Origin of the sequence: Myxococcus xanthus (genome assembly GCF_006402735.1) — a bacterium.
Classification (GTDB): domain Bacteria; phylum Myxococcota; class Myxococcia; order Myxococcales; family Myxococcaceae; genus Myxococcus; species Myxococcus xanthus_A.
In genome coordinates, this window is sequence record NZ_CP017174.1 from 5,003,894 (window position 1) to 5,023,879 (window position 19,986).

The following is a 19,986-nucleotide window of genomic DNA, read 5'->3' on the forward strand; positions in this document are numbered from 1 at the left end:
TTGGCGCGAGCTCCCTTCCCGGACTTCACGGCGGGCTATCGCCGCCGTCTGGACTCAGCCGCTCAGAACCACTTGGGCGACGGGCGGCGCGGAGGAAGCGGAGAGGCCTCGGGGGCCTTCGCCGGCGCCTGCGCCACCGCGGGGCGGCCGCCACCCGAACCGCGGGAGCCACCCTGGCCCCCACGGCTGGCGTTGCCACCGGAGCCACCCGAGCCCTGGGCCGAGCGGCCACCCTCGGGACGACCCTGCCCACGGCCACCGCCTCCGGCTCCGGCTCCGCGGCCACCCCGGCGGCGCCGGGAAGCGCCCGCGGAGTGCCCGCCACCACCACCACCGTTCCCCGCGGGACGCGGCGCGCCCTGGGAACGCCCACCGTTGCCCGAAGAAGGCCGGGCCTCCGGCGCGGCGCCGGACGCATGGCTCACGGGACGCGGCGCGGGCTGGCCCGAGCGGTACGGATGGTCCTCCACCACGGGCACGTTGCGGCGGATGGTGCGCTCGATGTCGCGCAGGTACGCGCGCTCCTCGGCGTCGCAGAAGGACACGGCGGTGCCACTGGCCCCCGCGCGGCCGGTGCGGCCAATGCGGTGCACGTACTGCTCCGGCACGTTGGGCAGGTCGTAGTTGACGACGTAGCTCAGCCCGTCGATGTCGATGCCACGCGCGGCGATATCCGTGGCCACGAGCACGCGAAGCGTCCCGGAGCGGAACTCGTCGAGCGCGCGCTCACGGGCATTCTGGCTCTTGTTGCCGTGGATGGCCGCCGAGCTGACGCCCGCGCCCTCCAGCTGCTTCGCCACCCGGTTCGCGCCGTGCTTGGTGCGGGTGAAGACGAGCGCGCGGTGGATGTTGCCTTCCTTCAGCAGGTGCGTCAGCAGCCCGCGCTTCTGCTCGCGCTCCACGAAGTACACCTGCTGGCTCACCGTCTCCGCGGTGCTGGAAGCCGGCGTCACCTCCACGCGGATGGGGTCCGTGAGGATGCTGCGCGCCAGGTCCACGATGTCCGGGGGCAGCGTGGCGCTGAAGAACAGCGTCTGCCGCTTGGGCGGCAGCGCCTTGATGACGCGCCGCACGTCGTGGATGAAGCCCATGTCGAGCATGCGGTCCGCCTCGTCGAGCACGAACACCTCGAGCGAGCGCAGCGACACGAAGCCCTGCTCCATCAGGTCGAGCAGGCGGCCCGGCGTGGCCACCAGCACATCCACGCCATTGCGCAGCGCCTGCACCTGCGGATTCTGGCCCACGCCACCGAAGATGACGGCGTGACGCAGGGGAAGCCCTTTGCCATAGGTCCCGAAGCTGTCGCCCACCTGACCCGCCAGCTCGCGGGTGGGCGTCAGGACCAGGCAGCGCACCGGGCGCGCCCCGCCCGCGGGCGCCTTGGCGGACAGCCGCTGGAGGATGGGCAGCGCGAAGGCCGCCGTCTTACCCGTGCCCGTCTGGGCCACGCCGAGCACATCGCGCCCGGTCAGCGCGTGGGGGATCGCCTTCTGCTGGATGGGCGTGGGGGTGGTGTAACCCTCCGCCTTGACGGCGCGCAGGAGGGTGTCGTGAAGCTGAAGTTCGTCGAAAGTCATGGGTTCCTGATGTTGAAGTGAGCCCGCCTCCTCCCCAGGGGAGGAAGCCCGCGCAGCGCGCCCAGTCGGACGTATGTCCGGGGCGCCTGGCGGTGCGCGGTCGGGCCCGGCCGGCCGAACCGCTTTGGGAACGGATGGAAACAGGGGGTCTCCCCTACCCATTCCGGAGAATCGGCGAGCGACCCTGCACTTTCCCGTCCCGGAAGTCCCGTGAAATCAACGGCTTGCTTGCCGGTTTTGTGGCCCCTGATGGACATTTGTACAGCGTCCAGATCCTTCCACCTCGAAAGACCTGGAATGTCCTGCCAGCCCCGGGAGCCATTCCTGGCTCCCGGGGCTGCCCTTCACCTCAGGCCCGGGCCTCCGCCGGGTAAGCGGCTTGGCGTGCCTCCGGCACCGGCTCGTATGCGCCCAGACGCATGCTGGCCTGGGCCCGGCCCTGGGTGCGGCCTCGCAGCCCGGTGACGTAGCCGAAGAGGCTGGCCATGGGCACCCGGGCGGAGACGAGCCGCACCACGCCGCGCGCCTCCATGCCCAGCACCCGCCCCCGCCGCGCCGCCAGGTCTCCCAACACCTCGCCGAGGTACTCCTCGGGCGTGGTGACCTCCACCTCCATCACCGGATCCAACTGCTGCACGCCCGCCCTGTGCGCCGCCGCCTGGAGCGCCAGGGAGCCGGCCACGGCGAAGGCCTGGGGCGTGGAGTCACGCACGTGCGTGTCCCCATCCACCAGCCGCACCTCCACGTCCACCAGCGGCACGCCGTCCCGCACGCCTCGGGCCATGGCCCCGGCCACGCCCTTCTCGATGGCGGGCACCAACTCCTTGGGAATGGTGCCCCTGCGCGTGTCGTCCGTGAAGACGAGCCCCGCGCCACGCGGTGCCGGCCCCACGTCCAGCACCACATACGCGTACTGTCCCGGCCCGCCCGACTGGCGGACGTGGCGGTACTCCTGCCGCACCTGGCGACGGAGCGTGTCGCGCCACGCCACCTTGGGCTGGCCCACGCGGGCCTCCACGCCGTGCTCTGTCCTCAAGCGGTCCACCACCACCTCCAGGTGCAGCTCACCCATGCCGGACAGCAGCACCTGGCCGCTCTCCGGGTCCACGCCCACACGCAGCGACGGGTCCTCCGCCGCCAGCCGGTGAAGGCCGTCCTCCAGCTTCGTCAGCTCCGCGGGCGAGCGCGCCTCCACGGCGAGCTGCACCACGGGCTCCATGACGCCCAGCGACTCCAGCACCACGGGCTCCGCCGGGTCGCACAACGTGTCGCCCGTGCGCACGCCCTTCAGGCCGAGCGCCGCGCAGATGTCCCCCGCATGGACCTCCGCCACTTCTTCGCGACGGTTGGCATGCATGAACATCAAGCGCCCCACCCGCTCACGCCGCCCGGTGGCGGGGTTGAGCAGGGCGGTGCCCGCGCGCAGCGTGCCCGAGTAGACGCGGAGGAACACGATGCCGCCCACGGCCTTGTCGCTCATCAGCTTGAAAGCCAGGGCGCTGGGCGGCCCCGAATCGGACACGGGCCGGGACACACGCGCCTCCTTGCCCGGGACATAGCCCTCCACGGCGGGCATGTCCGACGGCGCGGGCAGGTAGTTGACGATGGCGTCCAGCAACATCTGCACTCCCTTCTTCTTGAAGGCCGACCCGCACAGCACCGGCACCAGCGTCCGCGCGAGGGTGCCCGAGCGCAGCGCGCGCTCCAGGTCCTCCGCGGTGATGTCCTCCAACCGCCCGTCCACGAACTTCTCCAGCACGGTGGCGTCCGCGTCCGCGCACGCCTCGATGAGCCGCAGGCGCTGCGCCTCCACTTCCGCGCGCACCGCATCCGGCACGGCCTGGCCATCGACGAAGCTTCCGTCTTCCCCGTCGAACATCACGGCCCGCATGCGCACCAGGTCCACCAGCCCGCGGAACTCCGAGCCCTCGCCCAGGGGCCACTGCACGGCCACCGGACGCGCGCCCAGCCGCGCCTGGATGGACGCGACGCTCATGGCGAAGTCCGCGCCCACCTTGTCCATCTTGTTGATGAAGGCGATGCGCGGCACGTTGTACCGGTCCGCCTGCCGCCACACCGCCTCCGACTGGGGCTCCACGCCCTGGCTCGCGTCGAAGACGGCGACCGCGCCGTCCAGCACGCGCAGCGAGCGCTCCACCTCGATCGTGAAGTCTACGTGCCCCGGGGTGTCCAGAATGTTGATGCGGTGGGGCACACCCGCGCCCATCCCCTGCCGGGGTTGCCAGAACGTGGTGGTGGCCGCGGAGGTGATGGTGATGCCGCGCTGCTTCTCCTGCGGCAGCCAGTCCATCTCCGTGGAGCCGTCGTGCACCTCTCCCACGGAGTGGATGCGACCGGTGAAGAAGAGGACGCGCTCAGTGAGCGTCGTCTTCCCCGCGTCAATGTGCGCCATGATGCCGATGTTGCGGTACCGCTCGATGCGTGTGTGGCGAGACATGAAGGACTCCCGTTCCCGTCGGGCAGCGAGGCCCGCGGGTTGAATTGAGGCGCCGGTTGGAATGAGGGGACGACGCCGCGAAGGCCTCAGCGGCACACACGCGCGACTCGCCGGAGGGGCACGACAGGCCCGCTCAGGGACGCGTGAGGACACACGAGGACGCGGCAAGAGAGAGGGCGGAGCCGGGGCTCACGGGAACCAGCCAACCCGCGCGCCGGAGACACCGGTCCGCCAACTCAAATGTCGAGCAGAACCTCGTGACGGGGGGCGAGGCACACGTCCGCCGCCGGCGCGAACGTGCGCGCACACAGCAGGGCGTTGAAGAAGACGGGCCTCATGATGCGTTTGAATTAAAGCACAGACGCCTTGTTGTCAATCCGGGCACGGGTGCGAACACGCGAGCCCGGAATGACAGACACGCGGGCTGTCAGGTGCTGAGCGCCCGCACGCGCGCCGCGAGGTTGTGCGTGAAGAGGCGGAAGATGCGCAGCGCCGCCGCGTCATGCGTGTCCAGGTAGTGCTGGAAACCCGCGCGGGTGATGCGCAGCGCGCGGACCGCCGTGCGCGCGCGGACCTGCGCGGACACCGGGGCATCCTGCACCAGGGAGATCTCCCCCAGGTACGCGCCAGGCCCCAGCGTGTTGAGCCGGCGCGCATCCGGCTCCGGACCGCTGAACACGTCCACCGCGCCCTCCAGGAGCACGAAGAGGCCACTGCCCGGCGAGCCCTTCTCCAGCAGCACCGCGCCCGACGGGATGAGCACCTGCCGCGCCACGCGGTACAGGTCCTTCATGTCCTCGAGCGACAGCTCTCCAAAGATGGGGATGGCCTTCAGGTAGTGGTAGCCATTGGACTCCGGCGCCGCCGCGTTCGAGGGCAGACGCGCGATGACGGCCTCGGCCTCCGCGTCCATGCCCAGGCGGCGCAGCAGCCGGGCCTTCTCCGCCGCCAGCGCCGGGTCTCCCCGCGCCGACTCCGTGCCGCGCATCGTGTCGGCCAGGAGCGCCAGCGCACGCCGCGTGAAGCCCTCGCCATCCAGCAGCTTGCACATGCGCAGCACGGACTCCAGGTGACGCGGGTCACCGGAGGGAACGCTCGCGAGCGCTTCCACCTCCGCGTGCGACTGACCCAGCTCGCGGTAGAGCTGGGCCGCCTCGTACGGGCGGCCCAGGCGCACCAGGCAGTGCGCCATGGCCTCACGCGCGCCCAGGCCGCGATAGGCCTCCAGCGCGCGCTCCATGGCGCCGCCCCGCTCGAAGGCGGCCGCGGCGCGCTCCACCTCACCCGCGCGCAGGTACGCCTCCGCCGCGTCCACGTAACGCCCGCCCTGGACATACAGCTCCGCCACCAGGGCCGCCGCGCCGCATCCATCCAACAGGCGCGCGGCGCCCGAGAAGTCTCGGGCCTGGCGCAGGACTTCCGCCAGACGCTGGCGCTCCGCCACCGCGGCCTGCGCGGCCTCCTTCTGGAGCCGCTCGCGCTGGGAGCTCCCCAGCTCCTCGTAGAGCTGCGCCGCCACCTCGGACGACGGCTGCGTGAGCAGCCCGTGGAACGCGCCCTCCCCCGGGACTGCTGCTCGGGGGCCTTCCAAACTCATCTCCGCCTCGGACCGCGACATCGCTCGCCTCCCCCATTCCGGGTCACCACGCACCTCCGGACCGGTCCACGCCGGCCCGGACTTCCCGGAAGACACGGAAATTCTATAGCACGTCGGCGAGCGGAGTTCCTCGCCTCCGTCAGCGGACGGACACGAGCTCGGTGTCGAAGATGAGGACCGTGTACGGCGGAATCCGGCGGCCCGAGCCGGTGGCGCCATAACCCAGGGACGACGGGATGACGAGGCGGCGACGGCTCCCCACGCGCATGCCGGCGATGCCTTCATCCCAGCCCGCGATGACCTGCCCCGTGCCCAGGGTGAATCCGATAGCGGGCCCGTTGCCGGTGGCATCGAAGCTCCGTCCGTCCGGCAGGTAGCCCGTGTAGCGAACCTGCACGCGATTGCCCGCCTGGGCCTGCGCGCCATCCTCCACGACGAAGGTGTCCTGGATGTAGAGCCCGCTATCCATCCGGGTCATCTCGGCCAGGTCCACGTTGAGCGACTCCGCGTACGTCACCTTGGTCGGGTCTCCCGAGTCGGGGTTGACGCTTTCGTCGTCACCACAGCCGAGCAGCGAGACAGCCAGGAGCATGGGAACCAGCAGGGAGCGGAGCATGACGACCTCGAAGGGGTGCGTGAACCGGGAATCGGCCTCGCGAGACGGCGAAGCCTGCCCCGGCGCGGCGGCGTGGGAAAGGGGCCCGGGGTGTGCCTGGCCCACCTTCCTGCTTGCCCCCCCTGGAATCCTGGAGCGCGACGGGAACGCTTTCGTTATGCAGGATTCCCGATGCCACGCTGGGTCAGCCTGCTCCTCTTCTTCGTTCCCGTGCTCGCCGTGCTGTCGGTGGGCCATGTCTATCTCTACCGCCGGCTCGTCCGTGACGTGACGAAGCGGAAGTGGCTGCGGCGCACCGCCCAGGGCCTGTTCGCAGTGGGCTTCGTGGGCGCCCTGAGCGCGCGGGCCATTGGCTCCGTGCTGCCCTCCGAGGGCGCCCGGCGCCTGGGCATCGTCTTCCTCCTGTGGATTGGTCTGGTCCTCTACCTGCTCATGTTCACCCTGGCGGTGGACATGGTGCGGGCCCTGGCCGCGTGGCGTGAGCGCCGCAAGGCACGCGCGGAGACGACAACCCCCACCGCGCCCGCGTCGCCGGAGCGCCGGGTGCTGCTGGGTCAGGGGCTCGCGGTGGGCGCGGGGCTCGCGGGCGTGGCGGTGAGCTCCTACGGCGGCTGGCGCGCGTACCACCCACCCGATGTGCGAGACATCCCCGTGCGGCTGCCCCACCTGCCGCGCGAGCTGGAAGGCCTCACGCTGGTGCAGCTCACCGACATCCACATCGGCGGGGTGATTCAGCGCCGCTTCATGGATGAGCTGGTGTCCCGCACCAACGCACTCAAGCCAGACGTCATCGCCATCACCGGGGACCTGGTGGACGGCTCCGTGGATGCGCTGGGTGTCTTCGCCGCAAGCCTGGGGAAGCTGAGCGCGCGGTACGGCACCTGGTTCGTCACCGGCAACCACGACTACTACTCCGGCGCCGATTCGTGGGTCGCCTTCCTGGAGGGGCTGGGCATCCACGTGCTGCGCAACCGCTCCGTGTCCATTGGCGACGGTGCGGCGTCCTTCCAGTTGGCGGGCGTGGACGACTGGAGCGCGCACCGCATGGGCGAGCGCGGCTATGACCTGGACGCGGCGCTGCGCGACGTGCGGCCCGACCGGGCCTCCGTGCTGCTGGCGCACCAGCCGTCCAATTTCGACGAGGTGGCCCGGCGCGGCGTGGGGCTCCAGGTCTCAGGGCACACGCACGGCGGACAGATGTTCCCGGGAAACCTGATGGGGGACCTCATCTGGGGAGACCGCAACGCGGGCCTGAGCCGCACAGGCGACTCGCTCATCTACGTCAGCCGGGGTTGTGGCTTCGTGGGCCCACCCATGCGCGTGGGCGCGCCCCCGGAGATTGCCCGACTGGTGCTGCTGCCCGCCTAGACCCCTCGGGCCGCGTCAGCCCAGCGACATGGCCAGCACCAACGCGAGCACGAAGCCCCACATGAGGCCGGTGGTGGCCTCGCGCTCGAAGCCGCCGCGGTGGCTCTCCGGAATCATCTCGTGGCTGATGACGTAGAGCATCGCCCCGCCCGCGAAGGCCAGTCCCCACGGCAGCAGCGCGGAGCTGAGTGACAGGGCCAGGAGGCCGAACAGCGCCCCCACCGGTTCCACCATGCCGGTGAGCAGCGCCAGGAACGCGGCGCGCGACGCGGACGCCCCCGTGGCCCTCAGCGCCAGCGCCACCACCAGTCCTTCGGGAATGTTCTGCGCGCCGATGCCCAGCGCCACCGATAGGCCCAGCTCCGGCTGCGGCGCGGCGAAGGACACGCCCACCGCCAGGCCTTCCGGGAAGTTGTGCAGCGTCATGGCCAGCACGAACAGCAGCACGCTGTTCCACTTCGTGCCGCCATGGCCCTCGTGGCCCTTGAGCGCATGTTCGTGCGGCATCAGGTCGTGCCACACGCGCAGGAACAGTCCACCCAGCAACACCCCCGCCGCCACGCGCAGTGCCGCTGAGAGCCCGTCATGGCCCTGCCCTCTCACCAACTCCATCGCGGGGATGACCAGCGAGAAGGACGTGGCCGCCAGCATCACGCCCGCGCTGAAGCCCAACATCCGGTCCTGGGCCTTCCGGCTGAGCTCCGAGGTGACGAGCACGGGCAGCGCGCCCAGTCCCGTCGCCGTGCCCGCCAGCAGGCTTGCCACCAACCCCGCCCCCATGCCTTCGATGCTCCAATGGTCCACGCGTCCGAGGTGCCTCCGCGCCCAACACTAACGGCCTCGCCCTCCAGGGCAGGACGGGATGTCGCCGACGTTCGCAACCCCGCGACTTTCCAATACTTTCCCCGCCGAACCTTGAGAATCGAGACCGCCGGAAACACTTTCGCAGGTGGCCCGTAGAGGAGTCGGGTGATGCGGAGCCAAACGGACGAAGAGCTCATGGAACGGTTTCGCGACGGAGCACAGGACGCCTTCGAGGACCTCTTCGCGCGGCACGCGCCGCGGGTCCAAGGCTTCCTGGCCCGGATGGTGCGCAATGGCGCGCTCGCGGAAGACCTGCTCCAGGCCACCTTCTTGTCCGTCATCCGCTCGCGGGGCCGCTACGAGCCCGGCACCCGCTTCACGCCGTGGCTGATGACCATTGCCGCGAACGCCGCGCGCGACGCGCTGAGGCATCAGCGGCACGTGGACGCCTATGCATCCCAGGAGGACACCGCGACGCCCGCATCCCCGGCGCCGGATGACAGCGACCCGTCGCTGCGCAGGCATCTGCTGGACGCATTGCACCAACTCCACCCGGACCACCGTGAAGCCGTGGTGCTCAGCAAGGTGGAGGGCTGGTCCTTCGAGGAGATTGGCGCGCTGCGCGGCATCAGCCCTGGCGCCGCGCGGCTGCGGGCGCACCGCGGCTACGAGAAGCTGCGCGAACTGCTGGGCGAGCTGGAGCTGGAGGTGGCGCGATGAAGCCACCGACGGACCTGGACCAGCTGCTCACCCAGACGCCCGCGAAGGACAACGCCGCGATGGAGCGCGTGCTCGCCGCGGCCCGGGGCGAACTGGCGCTTCGTCGTCCGGTGCGGCGCTGGCGCACGCAGGCCGTCTGGTTGATGGCGGCGTCGGCGGGACTGGGCCTGCTGGCGGCCGTGGTGATGCTCGCGGTGGGCGCGGTCACCGGCCCCCTGCTCCTGGCGCGCGCCCCCCTGCTGGCCATGCTGGTGGGCACCAGCGCGGTGTGTGCGTGGGGCGCGCTGTCCCCCAAGGGCCGCTGGATGCGCCGGCTGGGCGTGGGGCTGGCGGTGGTCAGCGCGGCGGCCCTGGTGCTCGCCCGAGGCACGCCGCACAGTCCCCCATCGCTCCCGGGCTGGGTCTGCACCGTCAGTCACCTGGCCATCGGCGTGGTGCCACTGGTGGTGGCGCTGTTCGCGCTGCGTGGGGCCTTCTTCCAGCCGCTGCGCGCCGTGGTGGCGGGCCTGTCGGTGGGTTCGACGGGCGCGCTGCTCGGAGAGCTCGCCTGTGAGCAGGACGGGCGGCACGTCCTCTCCCACCACCTGCTCGCATGGGTCGTCATCACCGTCGTACTGGTGGTCATCTCGAAGTCGCTCAAGCCCCGTTCCTACGCGCCATGATCCAGGACCCCTCACTCATCATCTGTCATGACGTGGACGGCGCACCGGTGCGCATTGGCGCGACGGTGAAGGTCGTGCCGCACTCCGAGGACGGCACCATCAGCCAGCGCTTCCTGGGCAAGACGGGAATCGTCGTGGGGCTGGTGTTCGACGACCCGGCCACGCAGTACCCCGATGACCCGCTCATCCAGGTGCTCGTCGAAGGGCTGGGCGAAGACCTCTTCTTCCCGGAGGAACTGGAGCTGGCCCCGGAGTGGGCTCGCAACCGGATTGCCCAGCACCGTCAGGCCGTGCGGGCCGGCGGACGGAGCTCGCTGGAGCGCATGCCCTGACGTGGCGGGACACGCGTCAGCGCGTACCCGACTGGCCTCGCGCGAACGCCACCGCCTGGGTGATCGCCTTGGAGCTGGGAAAGAGACTCCTCGCCCGCTCCTCCACCTCCAGCGCCGCGTCCAGTTGTCCCTGCGCGCCCAGCGCGTGAATCCACCCCGCCCACGCCTCCTCCAGCAAGGCCATCGCCGCACTGGCCGCGGAGGAGAAGGCCCGCTCCGCCTCGTCGGGCGCCTGTCGCACCGAGACGAGGAAGTGTCCCAACGCCAGCAGGGGCTCCGGGGCCCCCGCGGAGACGTCCGACGCGGAGCGGAGCACCTGCTCGGCCTCGGACACCGCGGCCTCCGGGTCCGCCGCCTCGTGCCGGCCAGCCAGCAACGTGCGGCTCAACGACAGGAGGTTGGGAACGAACGCGGGACAGCCCTGCGCCAGCGCCCGGTACGCCTCGAGCCGGTGACCGCCCTCCAGCGGCTCCGCGTTCGCCAGCTTCCACTTCCTGCGCAGCTCTTGGGGGGACACGTGCTCGGACATGTCCGCACCCTACGCCTCCGCCGCGCCGGAGTGGGAGCCGGCAACGCGCCTCAGTAGGACGCGGTGATGCCCCAGTGCAGACTGGAGTACGTCTCCGCCGCCACGCCGCCCTCATCCCAGCCCAGCTTCGTGCCCGCGCCGGAGAACGTGTCCTGGAAGCGGGACACGCGGAAGCGGACCGAGTAACCGAAGGGCCCCCAGATGTCGCCCCCGACGCCCAACTCCGCCTCCCAGCCGAAGCTGGACACCGACGTGCCGTAGTCGCTGACCTCCGCGTCCAGCGCCGCGCTGCCGGCGCCCAGGCCCTTGCCCGGCTTCGGGCTCAGGAAGAACTGTCCCGCGCCCTCCAGCCGGACCCAGCGCAGCAGCGGCACCGACACCTCCAGCCCCACGGCGGGGAACAGGCGGTGCGTCCCGGTGAGCGGGCTGTTGGCGGACTCGTCCACGTCGAAGGCGCGGGTGAGCAGGCCCGCGCGCAACCCCGCGTAGCCCAGCGGCGCGTTCGCCTCCCCCATGCCGAAGAAGTAGCGGTAGAGTGCCTGCGCGGTGAGCACCGAGTCGGTGGCCACCACCTCGCGCGTGGTCGACCGGCCGGCGTCACTCACCAGCGTCACGTTGGTGGAGGAATACCCACGCCGGTAACCCAGCGACAGGCCCAGGCCGCGCAGCAGTGATTCGCTGCGCGCCAGCGGCAGCAGCTCCAGTTCGGCGGCGATGCCCAGGTACGGCACCGACGACGCATAGCTCACCGTGTCCCCCAGGCGCTCGTTCGCCGGGAGCCGGTCATATTCGCCACAGGACTTCACGCCGGGCCGCGCGCAGTAGTTGCGCCACGTCGTCGTGCCCCCCAACGTCAGCCGCGCCAGGGGCGGGCGTGCCGGCGCGTCTCCCACCGTGCCGCCAGAGCCCGTATCCAGCGCCACCTCCAGGAAAGGGGCGGTGGTGGTGTGCGACTCCGGGTCCACCTCCATGCCCCACGTCTTTACGTCTCGCGGACGGGCGGAAGCCGTGGCCTCTTCCGGGAGCGACAGCTCCTGGGGCCGCGCCGGTGCCGAGTCCTTCCGCTTCACCGCGGCGGCCAGGGCCTGCGGCGAGGCCAGCGCCACCACCAGGGCGCACCACAGCCCCCAGCGAACCATCGAGAGTCGGGAGGTCGTCATTCCCCGGGGAGGTTCACCCACCCCGTCGGGGAAGTCCAGGCTCGGCGGTTCTCCTGTCGCTCAGGCGTTGAGCGTCGCCGCGGGTCCCATCGCCGGCGCCGCGGGAGACATGCGGGAGGAGACGGGCTCGGACATGGGAGGCGCCGACGTGTTCTCGTCATCGGCGGACAGGTGCTCGGCGCGGCCGATGCCCAGGAAGTCCCGGCGGTAGATGCGGACCATGGCCATGAAGATGGAGGCGATGAGCGGCCCCACCAGCAGGCCCATCATCCCGAACACGGCCAGCCCGCCGAACATGGACAGGAAGACGAGCAGCGGGTGCAGCGCCATGCGCGAGCCACACAGCCGGGGCCGGATGACGTTGTCGATGCTGCCCACCAGGAAGGCGCCCCAGGCCAGGAGGAACACGCCCTCGCTCACCTGGTTGGCGGCGATGAGCACCACGCCAATGGGCCCCCACACCAGGGCCGTGCCGCCCACGGGCACCAGCGCCACCAGCACCATGGCCGCGCCCCACACGCCGGCATGCGGCACCCCCGCGATGAGCAGCCCGACGAAACCCACGGCGCCCTGGATGAGCGCGGTGACGGTGTTGCCATAGATGATGGCGTACGCGACGTCGGTGAACTCGCGCGCGAAGGCCTCGAAGTAGCGCCTGTCCAGCGGGATGAGCCGCATGACCTCGGCCACCAGCCGGCGCCCGTCGAGGAAGAAGTAGTACATGGCCACGGACATCAGGAACAGGTTGATGACCAGGTCCGTGCCCGCCGCCGCCACGTCGCGCAGCAACGACGCGCCGCCCGTCACCGCGGCCAGGAGCGCCCGCTCCGTCTCCGCGCTGTCCTCGCCCAGCCGGAGGTAGCGCTCCAGGCCCAGCGGCAGGCTGGCCAGGAACGGGTGACGCAGGTGCTGCTGCTCCAGCAGGACCTGCGCCTGGCCCACGAGTTGGAACACCTCGCGCGCCACCATCCACCCGACCAGCGCCAGCGGTGCCAGGATGAGGACGAACACGGTGACGGTGGACACCCCGGCGCTGAGAGACTTGCGGCCCCCCAGCTTCTGGCACAGGGAGTCCTGCACCGGCATGAACAGCACCACCAGGAAGCCGCCCAGCAACACCGGCATCAGAAACGGCAGCAGAATCCTGGAGAAGAGAATCAGCGCCAGGGCAAAAAGCCCGGCGAATACAAAATTGGACCACCGCCTCGAGTCAGCCACCGCCCCACCCCACCCCGCCCTACGAGCCCACCGAACGCCGCCCTTGCCCAACGTAGGAACCGGCCGTCCCACCGGGAAGTCCGGCTTCCGTCTCAAGGAGAACCAAATCATGACTTCTGGACGTTTCGCCCCCTTCGTCGCCGGGTTGCTCCTGCTCACCACCGGCGCCTGTGGCGGAGAAGCCCCGCCCTGCACGGATTGTCCCGCGGTCGAAGGCCGCTACCGGCTGCAGTTCAACACGGACGGGGGCGTGCCTTCGGAGTGCGCGCTCCTGGGGGTGGAGGTTCCCAAGGGTGAAGTCCTGGACATCGCCCGCTCGGGCGAAAACCTCACCAGCCGGCTGGCGGGCGTCCCCGTCCGGGGCACCATCACCTCCCAGGGGACCTTCCTGATGACGGGAACGGGAGTGCCCTCGGCGAACCGGACGGACACGCTGACGCTCACCGGCAGCTACATGGCGCCGCTGACGGATGGCGGGACGGCGTCCATTACCGGCGTCCTCACGGGCAGCTACGTGCGCGCGTCCGACACGGGGGGACAGCGCTGCAACGTCAGCAGTCCGTTCTCGGCGACCCGGGACTGAGCCACGGGCCGCACGAGCGCGGTCGGAACGACTACTTCTTCTTCGACTCGGCGGCGGCCTTGGCCTCGGCCTTGTTCTTCTTGGCCCGCTTCTTCCAGGCCTGCTTGATCTTCATCTGCACGCGACGGTGCTTGCTCTTGCTGCGGGCCATCTTTGACTCCTGTGCTCCGTACGGAGACGTGAAAAGAGGGGCTTAACTATCAGAACCCGCCGGGCTCCCGGAAGAGGAACCCTCGGGCCCCCCCGGCTCTCCGGTGTCGTCCGGTGCCGGACGGGTGGGAAACGGGATTCCCTCGGCGCTCCGGACCTGGGTCGGCCGGGCGGTGGACGCCTTCACCTCCCCCTCCCGGTCCTCGTTGCTGGGCCGCTCCCTGGCCGCCGGGGCGCTCGACTGCTGGGGACGCTTCTTCACGGACGCGAAAATCGGCTTGTAGGCGTCCAGGAAGCGCCGGACCTCGTCCAGGGGGAGCGCCGGGCAGTGGTTGCCGTTGGCGCCCGTCATGGACGTGGCCATGCACATGGCGTTGAGGATGGCCTCCTCGGTGGCCTCCATGACCGCCTCATAGAGGGGGTCCAGGCGCTGATCCAGGAGGAGCTTCAGCTTGTAGACCATCTTCTGCGTGCGCCGGGGAATGATGTTCGCCGTGGAGAAGCCGACGACAATCTCCCCTGAGCCGTGCGCCGCGTAGCTGCCCACGCGGCCAATGCCCAGCGCCACGCGCTTGCAGAGGCGGTTGATTTGATGGCTCAGCAGCGGCGCGTCCGTGGCCACCACCGCGATGATGGAGCCGTACGTCTGGCCGCGCTTGGGCGTGCCCTTGAACTTCTCCGCCAGAACCTCGCCCACGGGCAGGCCGCCCACCCGCAGGTTGTGCATCTTCCCGAAGTTGGACATCACCAGCACGCCCAGCGTGTAGCCGCCCAGCACCTCCGGCAGCTTGCGGGACGACGTGCCGATGCCGCCCTTGAAGTCGCACGTCACCATGCCGGTGCCGCCGCCCACGTTGCCCTCGGCCACGGGGCCGGTGGAGGCGTTGTTGATGGCCTCGAAGACATGCTCCTCGCGCACGTGGCGCCCGGAGATGTCGTTGAGCCAGGAATCGTCACACTCCCCCACCACGGGGATGATGACATCGTGCTCGTCGCCGATGCCGGGGTAGCGGTCCACCAGGTAACGCGCCACGCCGTCCGACACCGCTCCCACCGCCATGGTGTTGGTGAGGAGGATGGGCGTCTCGATGAGGCCCCACTCCATGAGTTGCGTCATGCCGGAGACCTCGCCCGCGCCGTTGAGCACGAAGCCGCCTCCCGTCATGCGCTCCATGAAGATGTTCCCCTGGTTGGGGAGGATGGCGGTGACCCCCGTGCGCACCGGACCGTGCCCGGGGCGAAGCGGACCCTCGCCCCGTATCAACGTGCTGTGCCCGACGAGCACCCCCTCCACGTCGGTGATGGCGTTGAACTTGCCGGGCTTGAAGCGCCCCAGCGGAAGGCCCAGCTCACGGGCCCGGACGCGCGGACCCGTCTCCTCGGGGATGTGCACCATAGAGGGGGGACACTAACCGACCACTCCCCACCGTCAACCACTCCAGCCGGCCCCGCCCGCCCCCTCGAAGAGGAGGCACGGGACGGGGCGGCCGGGGCGTCGCGTGGGCCTCAGGCCTTCGCGTCCACGCGCGGTGACGGCTCCACCGCCGGTGACGCCGGTGCGGGGGCCGTCGCGGCCACGGGCTGCGCGGCGGTGGGAGTCCCCTCCTCCAGGGGCACGCTCTTGCGCAACACCGAGGCGGGGTGCTCGCTGGCGGCGCGGCGCGCCTCGCGCTCCTTGTAGCGGCGGATGGCGGGGGCCATGATTTCGCCGATGAGCCCCCGGTAGTCCATGCCAGCGCCCTGGGCGATGAGCACCAGGTCGCTCCAGCCCGGCGTCAGGCCCGGCAGCGGATTGCACTCGATGAAGTAGATGCGCCCCTTGTCGTCCATGCGGAAGTCGATGCGCGCGACGTCGCGGCATCCCAGCGCCATGAACGAGTTGCGCGCCGCCGTGCGCAGCCGCTCCAGCAGCGCGGGCTCCAGCTTCGCCGGCGCGTCGTAGCGGATGCGGTCCGTCCAATCGAGCTTGTGCTGGAAGCTGTAGACGGGGTTCTTCTCCTCCCGGTCCAGGAAGACGATCTCCATGGGCGGCAGGACGCGGGGCCGCCGCTCGCCCAGCAGGCCCACGGTGAACTCGCGGCCGCGGATGTACTCCTCGATGAGCGCGGGCTGCTGGTACTTGCCGGCAATCTCGCGCACCACCTCGCGCAGCTCCGCCTCGCTGTGGCAGACGCTCTTGGTGACGACGCCCTTGGAGCTGCCCTCCGCCACCGGCTTCACGATGAGCGGGAAGCTGGTGAACTCCTTGTTGAGGCGCTCCTTGCCCGTCGCCATGAGCTGGAAGTTGGGCGTGAGGATGCCAGCCTGCCGGACAATCTTCTTCGCCAGGCCCTTGTCCAGGGCGATGGACAGCGTGGCCGGGTCCGAGCCCGTGTACGGGATGTCCAGCAGCTCCAGCAGCGCCGGGACCTGGCTCTCTCGGTTGCGGCCCTTGAAGCCCTCCGCGATGTTGAACACCACATCCAGCGGCGTGCTCGACAGCACCGAGGGAAGCTCGGCCGTGGCCTCCAGGTCGATGACCTCGTGGCCCCACGACGCAATCGCCTCGCGGATGGCCTGGAGCGTGTTCGGCGAGTCGTACTCGGCCTCGCTGTCCTCCACCGTCTCCGCCGTGGCCGTGGGCTTCACGCGCTTCACGTTGAAGCTGAAGCCCACGCGCAGCGGACCGCTCTTGCGCGCCGGCTTGCCCTGGCGACGCGACGAGTCCTTGATTTTGTACCGCTTCGCCGCGCTGGTGATGATGGAGTTGATGACCCCATCCAGGTGCAGGCCGTCCAGCTCCGCCGCCGCGTAGATGCCCGCGCGCGGCTCCAGACTGGGGAGCGCGTTGATCTCCAGGAAGTACGGCACGCCCGCGTCACTGAGGCGCACGTCGATGCGGCCCAGGTCGCGGCAGTCGAGCGCCCGGTACACCTTCTGCGCCATCCGCCGGATGTCCTCCGCCGTGCGAGGCGGAATCTGCGCCGGGGCGCGCACGCTGACCGTGCCCTCCCGCGACGTCTTCAGCGCGTAGTCGTAGATGGCGTACTTGCGGCCCTGCGTGACGGCCGGGTCGATGACGTACTCCACCGGGGAGAGCACGCCGTCGTAGTCATTGTCCACCGACTCCAGGAACGGCACGGCGAGGTCGCGGCCGGAGATGTACTCCTCCACCAGCACTCCGGACGGGTACTTCTCCAGCGCGGCGGCCACCTTGGCGCGGACCTCGTCCAGCGTCTCCGCGATGGAGTCCTGGCTGATGCCCTTGGACGAGCCCTCGAAGTTGGGCTTCACGATGACGGGGAAGCGCAGGTTCTCCGCGGACAGCTCGCTGAGTTTCTCCACGTACTGCCAGCCGGGCGTGCGGATGCCCTGCTTGGACAGCACCAGCTTGGTGAGCTGCTTGTCGAGCGTCACCGCCAGCGCGTACGCGTCCGAGCCCGTGTACGGGAAGCCCAGCTCGTCGAAGAGGGCCGGATAGAAGGCCTCGCGGAAGCGGCCGCGGCGGCCCTCTGCGGTGTTGAAGATGAGGTCCGGGCTGTAGGCCTCCAGCCGCGCCACGGTGCGCGAGGCCGGGCCGCTCACCTCGAAGCGCTCCAGCCGGTGGCCGATGCGCTCGATGGCCGCCGCGAGCGCGTTGACCGTCTCCTGCGTGTCGAACTCCGCCTCTTCTTCCAAATCAGACAGCCTGAGGTTGTGGGTCAGCGCGATGCGCACGGGTACCCCCTTCGCTTCCTGAACGACGAGCGTCCACGGCGCACCTTCGCCGCGGACATGAGCCTGCCGGAGGCGCGCTCATGCGCGACCGGCGTGCGAGCTGCAACGGTTACGCCCGCGACAACCTTCCCGTCGACCACCTGCGTCTGCGCCCAGGTGTCGCCCAGCCGCCAGCCCAGCGGATCCCTCAGCACGCGCCATGCTTCCACGCTGCCGATGACGATGAGCCCGGCGGCCGCGGCCACCGTCCCATGCGGCGCGGGCATCATGCCCAGCAGCACGATGAGCGCCAGCGGCGCGTTGCGCAGGGTGCTGTCGCGGTGCCGCGCCGCCGAACGCGTGGGCAGGTGCATCACCTTCACGCCGAAGATGCGCTTGCCCACGCTCTGGCCCTGGAGCATCCCGTCCGCCAGCAGCAGGAACAGCAGCGCCACCACCGCGCCCGCCGCCCCCCCCACGACGTACAGGCCCCACGCCACCGACACGTCCACCGCCCGCGCGCCGCCGCGCAGCCAGAGCGAGGCCTTGGGATAGGGGGAATCGGGTTGCGCGTCTCCGGACACCAACCGCAAGGCGCGGCCCCCTTGCCGACTTGCCGCCATGAACACGCGGCTTCGCGCGGTGCTCACTCCTCCGGCTCCAGCGTGAGGCCTTCCTCGCGCGGCTCGGGCTCGTCCAGCCCCGCCAGACGCGCCAGCCGTTCGTGGGCGCTCAAAGGAGAAATCATGGGCGCGGCCCACTCGGCGTGCTCGCGCGTGTACTCGGCCGCGAGCGCCGCGGTGGGGCTGCCCGTCTCCGACATCCGCAACAGCCGCCCGCGCGCCGCGTCTTCATCATGCCTGGCGGGGCTGCCCTGGCGCGTGAAGAGGACAAAGGCCATGGCCGGGCGCTTGGAGGACTCGCGCATCGCGAACTGGATGCCGTCGAGGTTCCAGCCCTGGGTCGTCCACTCGTTGAGGGTGCGCTCCAGGGCGCCCTCGTCCACCGTGGACAGCTCGACCACTTTGTACTGCAAGGGCACTGGGGGGGGGACACGGGCCGCGCGACCGGCGCCGGACCGCTTCTTCGCGGTGGGCCGGCGTTGGGGCGGGGGCTTCTGGGACTTTCGTCCAGGCCGCTTTTTGGTTGGCATCGTGCGACGCACATTTGGACGCAACGCGCGCGGCGGATCAAGGGTCAACCCGCCGCGAGCCCGCCCGGCTGTTGCCTACAGGAGCTTCGCCGCCTCCAGGGCGTGGTAGGTGATGATGAGGTCGGAGCCGGCGCGCTTCATGGACGTGAGCGTCTCCAGCATCACCCGCTCGTAGTCAATCCACCCGTTCTGCCCGGCGGCCTTGAGCATCGAGTACTCGCCGGACACGTTGTAGGAGACAACGGGCAGCTCCCAGCGCTCGCGCACGGCGCGGATGACGTCCAGGTAGGCCAGCGCGGGCTTGACCATGATCATGTCCGCGCCCTCCTCCACGTCCAGGGCCACTTCCTTGAGGGCCTCGCGGAAGTTGCCGGGGTCCATCTGGTAGCCCCGGCGGTCACCGGAGGTCGGCGTGTTCTGGGCGGCCTCGCGGAACGGCCCGTAGTAGCCGGACGCGAACTTGGCCGAGTACGCCATGATGGGCAGCTCGCCGAAGCCCGTCTCGTCCAGGGCGGCGCGGATGGCGGCCACGCGGCCATCCATCATGTCCGACGGAGCGATGATGTCCGCGCCCGCCTTGGCGCAGCTCACGGACATCTTCGCCAGCAGCGGCAGCGTGGCGTCATTGACGACGTGGCCGCCTTCCAACACGCCGCAGTGGCCGTGGTCGGTGAACTCGCATAGGCAGACGTCGACGATGACCTGGAGGTCCGGCTCGGCCGCCTTGATCTCCTGGATGGCGCGCTGGACGATGCCGTCGTCGGCGTAGGCCTGGGTGCCGCGGGCATCCTTGTGGTTGGGGATGCCGAACAAGAGGACGGCGGGCACGCCCAGCTTCCGGGCCTGCCTGGCCTCGGCGACGACGTGCTCCAGCGACAGGTTGAAGATCCCCGGCATGGAGACGATGGGACGGCGCACGTCCCGGCCTTCCACGACGAAGAGGGGATAGATGAAGTCGCCCGGGTCGAGGCGCGTCTCGCGCACCATGTCACGCAGGACGGCGTTGCGGCGCAGGCGGCGGGGTCGGTGGATGGGATAGGCCATGGCGCTCGCCGGTATAAACCGGCGGCGCCGCGCCTTCATCGTTTTGGGCCCCCGGCCCGCCTGCTCAGCCTGCGACGAGCCTCCAGCTCTTCTGATGGTTCCGAGCCTCCCGTGCGTGCCGCAGGGCGCGGCGCTCGGCGATGTCCGCTTCGTGCAGGGCGCGGGCGTAGCGCACGCGTGCCGCCTCCGTCCCGGCCGCCAGGTCCTTGTCGGCCTGCTCCAGCTCGCGGCGGGCATCCAGCAGCTGCTGTTCGATGCGGTCCTCGTACGTCATGTCTGGTGCTCCTCGTGGCTTGAGTTTGCCGCCGGACGATGCATGGGCCGGACCGTGGAGCTCCAA

20 protein-coding genes are annotated in these 19,986 nt (G+C 70.5%); 5 read left to right on the forward strand and 15 right to left on the reverse strand.

The genetic code is table 11. The annotated features are described in order from the left end of the window. Window positions 1-62: 62 nt before the first annotated feature. The 4 genes from BHS09_RS20490 to BHS09_RS20505 form a co-directional block, all read right to left on the reverse strand. Window positions 63-1,577: a DEAD/DEAH box helicase gene (locus BHS09_RS20490; protein WP_140792412.1), complete on the reverse strand. Its 1,515-nt coding sequence runs from the start codon at window positions 1,575-1,577 to the stop codon at window positions 63-65. A gap of 349 nt (window positions 1,578-1,926) precedes the next feature. After that, window positions 1,927-4,035, reverse strand: coding sequence for an elongation factor G (gene fusA, locus BHS09_RS20495; protein WP_140798661.1), 2,109 nt, complete (start codon window positions 4,033-4,035; stop codon window positions 1,927-1,929). Window positions 4,036-4,462: 427 nt separating this feature from the next. Next, window positions 4,463-5,653, reverse strand: a complete 1,191-nt coding sequence (locus BHS09_RS20500; protein WP_140798662.1) for a cyclic nucleotide-binding domain-containing protein — start codon at window positions 5,651-5,653, stop codon at window positions 4,463-4,465. A gap of 118 nt (window positions 5,654-5,771) precedes the next feature. Next, the gene (locus BHS09_RS20505) at window positions 5,772-6,248 is read right to left on the reverse strand and encodes an FKBP-type peptidyl-prolyl cis-trans isomerase (RefSeq protein WP_140798663.1); all 477 of its coding nucleotides are present in this window, start codon (window positions 6,246-6,248) and stop codon (window positions 5,772-5,774) included. A gap of 171 nt (window positions 6,249-6,419) precedes the next feature. Here BHS09_RS20505 and BHS09_RS20510 point away from each other — a divergent pair, with 171 nt between their 5' ends. Beyond that, window positions 6,420-7,616, forward strand: coding sequence for a metallophosphoesterase (locus BHS09_RS20510; RefSeq protein WP_140792420.1), 1,197 nt, complete (start codon window positions 6,420-6,422; stop codon window positions 7,614-7,616). 15 nt (window positions 7,617-7,631) lie between these two features. Here BHS09_RS20510 and BHS09_RS20515 read toward each other — a convergent pair whose 3' ends face one another. After that, window positions 7,632-8,396, reverse strand: a complete 765-nt coding sequence (locus BHS09_RS20515) for a ZIP family metal transporter (protein WP_174259061.1) — start codon at window positions 8,394-8,396, stop codon at window positions 7,632-7,634. Window positions 8,397-8,588: 192 nt separating this feature from the next. Between BHS09_RS20515 and BHS09_RS20520 the strand changes: the two genes are divergently transcribed. Genes BHS09_RS20520 through BHS09_RS20530 form a run of 3 tightly spaced genes read left to right on the forward strand, consistent with a single transcriptional unit; the run spans window position 8,589 to window position 10,134 of the window. Continuing rightward, window positions 8,589-9,140 (forward strand): RNA polymerase sigma factor, encoded by a 552-nt coding sequence (locus BHS09_RS20520; protein WP_140798665.1) that lies wholly within the window; start codon window positions 8,589-8,591, stop codon window positions 9,138-9,140. Continuing rightward, on the forward strand, window positions 9,137-9,802 hold the full coding sequence (locus BHS09_RS20525) for a DUF1109 family protein (protein ID WP_140798666.1): 666 nt from the start codon (window positions 9,137-9,139) through the stop codon (window positions 9,800-9,802). Before BHS09_RS20520 ends, BHS09_RS20525 begins: the two co-directional genes overlap by 4 nt. After that, entirely contained in the window at window positions 9,799-10,134 is a 336-nt protein-coding gene (locus tag BHS09_RS20530; RefSeq protein WP_140792428.1) for a Carotenogenesis protein CarS, read from the forward strand. Before BHS09_RS20525 ends, BHS09_RS20530 begins: the two co-directional genes overlap by 4 nt. Before the next feature lie 16 nt (window positions 10,135-10,150). Here BHS09_RS20530 and BHS09_RS20535 read toward each other — a convergent pair whose 3' ends face one another. The 3 genes from BHS09_RS20535 to BHS09_RS20545 are packed head-to-tail and all read right to left on the reverse strand — an operon-like array spanning window position 10,151 to window position 13,041. After that, on the reverse strand, window positions 10,151-10,663 hold the full coding sequence (locus BHS09_RS20535) for a hypothetical protein (protein WP_140792429.1): 513 nt from the start codon (window positions 10,661-10,663) through the stop codon (window positions 10,151-10,153). Window positions 10,664-10,713: 50 nt separating this feature from the next. After that, entirely contained in the window at window positions 10,714-11,823 is a 1,110-nt protein-coding gene (locus tag BHS09_RS20540) for a hypothetical protein (RefSeq protein WP_237079714.1), read from the reverse strand. Between the two features lie 60 nt (window positions 11,824-11,883). Further along, on the reverse strand, window positions 11,884-13,041 hold the full coding sequence (locus BHS09_RS20545) for an AI-2E family transporter (RefSeq protein ID WP_140798669.1): 1,158 nt from the start codon (window positions 13,039-13,041) through the stop codon (window positions 11,884-11,886). Between the two features lie 109 nt (window positions 13,042-13,150). Here BHS09_RS20545 and BHS09_RS20550 point away from each other — a divergent pair, with 109 nt between their 5' ends. After that, window positions 13,151-13,624, forward strand: a complete 474-nt coding sequence (locus BHS09_RS20550; RefSeq protein ID WP_140798670.1) for a hypothetical protein — start codon at window positions 13,151-13,153, stop codon at window positions 13,622-13,624. Window positions 13,625-13,655: 31 nt separating this feature from the next. On the opposite strand, the gene BHS09_RS20555 is transcribed toward BHS09_RS20550, so the two are convergent. The 7 genes from BHS09_RS20555 to BHS09_RS20585 all read right to left on the reverse strand — a co-directional run bounded on the left by BHS09_RS20555 (window position 13,656) and on the right by BHS09_RS20585 (window position 19,920). Next, window positions 13,656-13,775 carry a hypothetical protein gene (locus BHS09_RS20555; RefSeq protein ID WP_002636551.1) on the reverse strand — a complete coding sequence of 40 codons (120 nt, stop codon included), beginning with the start codon at window positions 13,773-13,775 and terminating at the stop codon, window positions 13,656-13,658. A gap of 42 nt (window positions 13,776-13,817) precedes the next feature. Next, window positions 13,818-15,170, reverse strand: coding sequence for a DmpA family aminopeptidase (locus tag BHS09_RS20560; protein ID WP_140798672.1), 1,353 nt, complete (start codon window positions 15,168-15,170; stop codon window positions 13,818-13,820). Between the two features lie 110 nt (window positions 15,171-15,280). Further along, on the reverse strand, window positions 15,281-17,470 hold the full coding sequence (locus BHS09_RS20565) for a D-alanine--D-alanine ligase family protein (protein WP_140798673.1): 2,190 nt from the start codon (window positions 17,468-17,470) through the stop codon (window positions 15,281-15,283). After that, window positions 17,455-18,099, reverse strand: a complete 645-nt coding sequence (locus BHS09_RS20570; protein ID WP_174259311.1) for an RDD family protein — start codon at window positions 18,097-18,099, stop codon at window positions 17,455-17,457. The genes BHS09_RS20565 and BHS09_RS20570 overlap by 16 nt, the downstream gene beginning before the upstream one ends. After that, on the reverse strand, window positions 18,096-18,473 hold the full coding sequence (locus tag BHS09_RS20575; protein WP_174259312.1) for a hypothetical protein: 378 nt from the start codon (window positions 18,471-18,473) through the stop codon (window positions 18,096-18,098). The genes BHS09_RS20570 and BHS09_RS20575 overlap by 4 nt, the downstream gene beginning before the upstream one ends. Before the next feature lie 204 nt (window positions 18,474-18,677). Beyond that, window positions 18,678-19,646, reverse strand: a complete 969-nt coding sequence (gene hemB, locus BHS09_RS20580; protein ID WP_237077275.1) for a porphobilinogen synthase — start codon at window positions 19,644-19,646, stop codon at window positions 18,678-18,680. Between the two features lie 64 nt (window positions 19,647-19,710). Further along, window positions 19,711-19,920: a hypothetical protein gene (locus BHS09_RS20585; protein WP_237077276.1), complete on the reverse strand. Its 210-nt coding sequence runs from the start codon at window positions 19,918-19,920 to the stop codon at window positions 19,711-19,713. Between the last annotated feature and the right edge of the window lie 66 nt (window positions 19,921-19,986).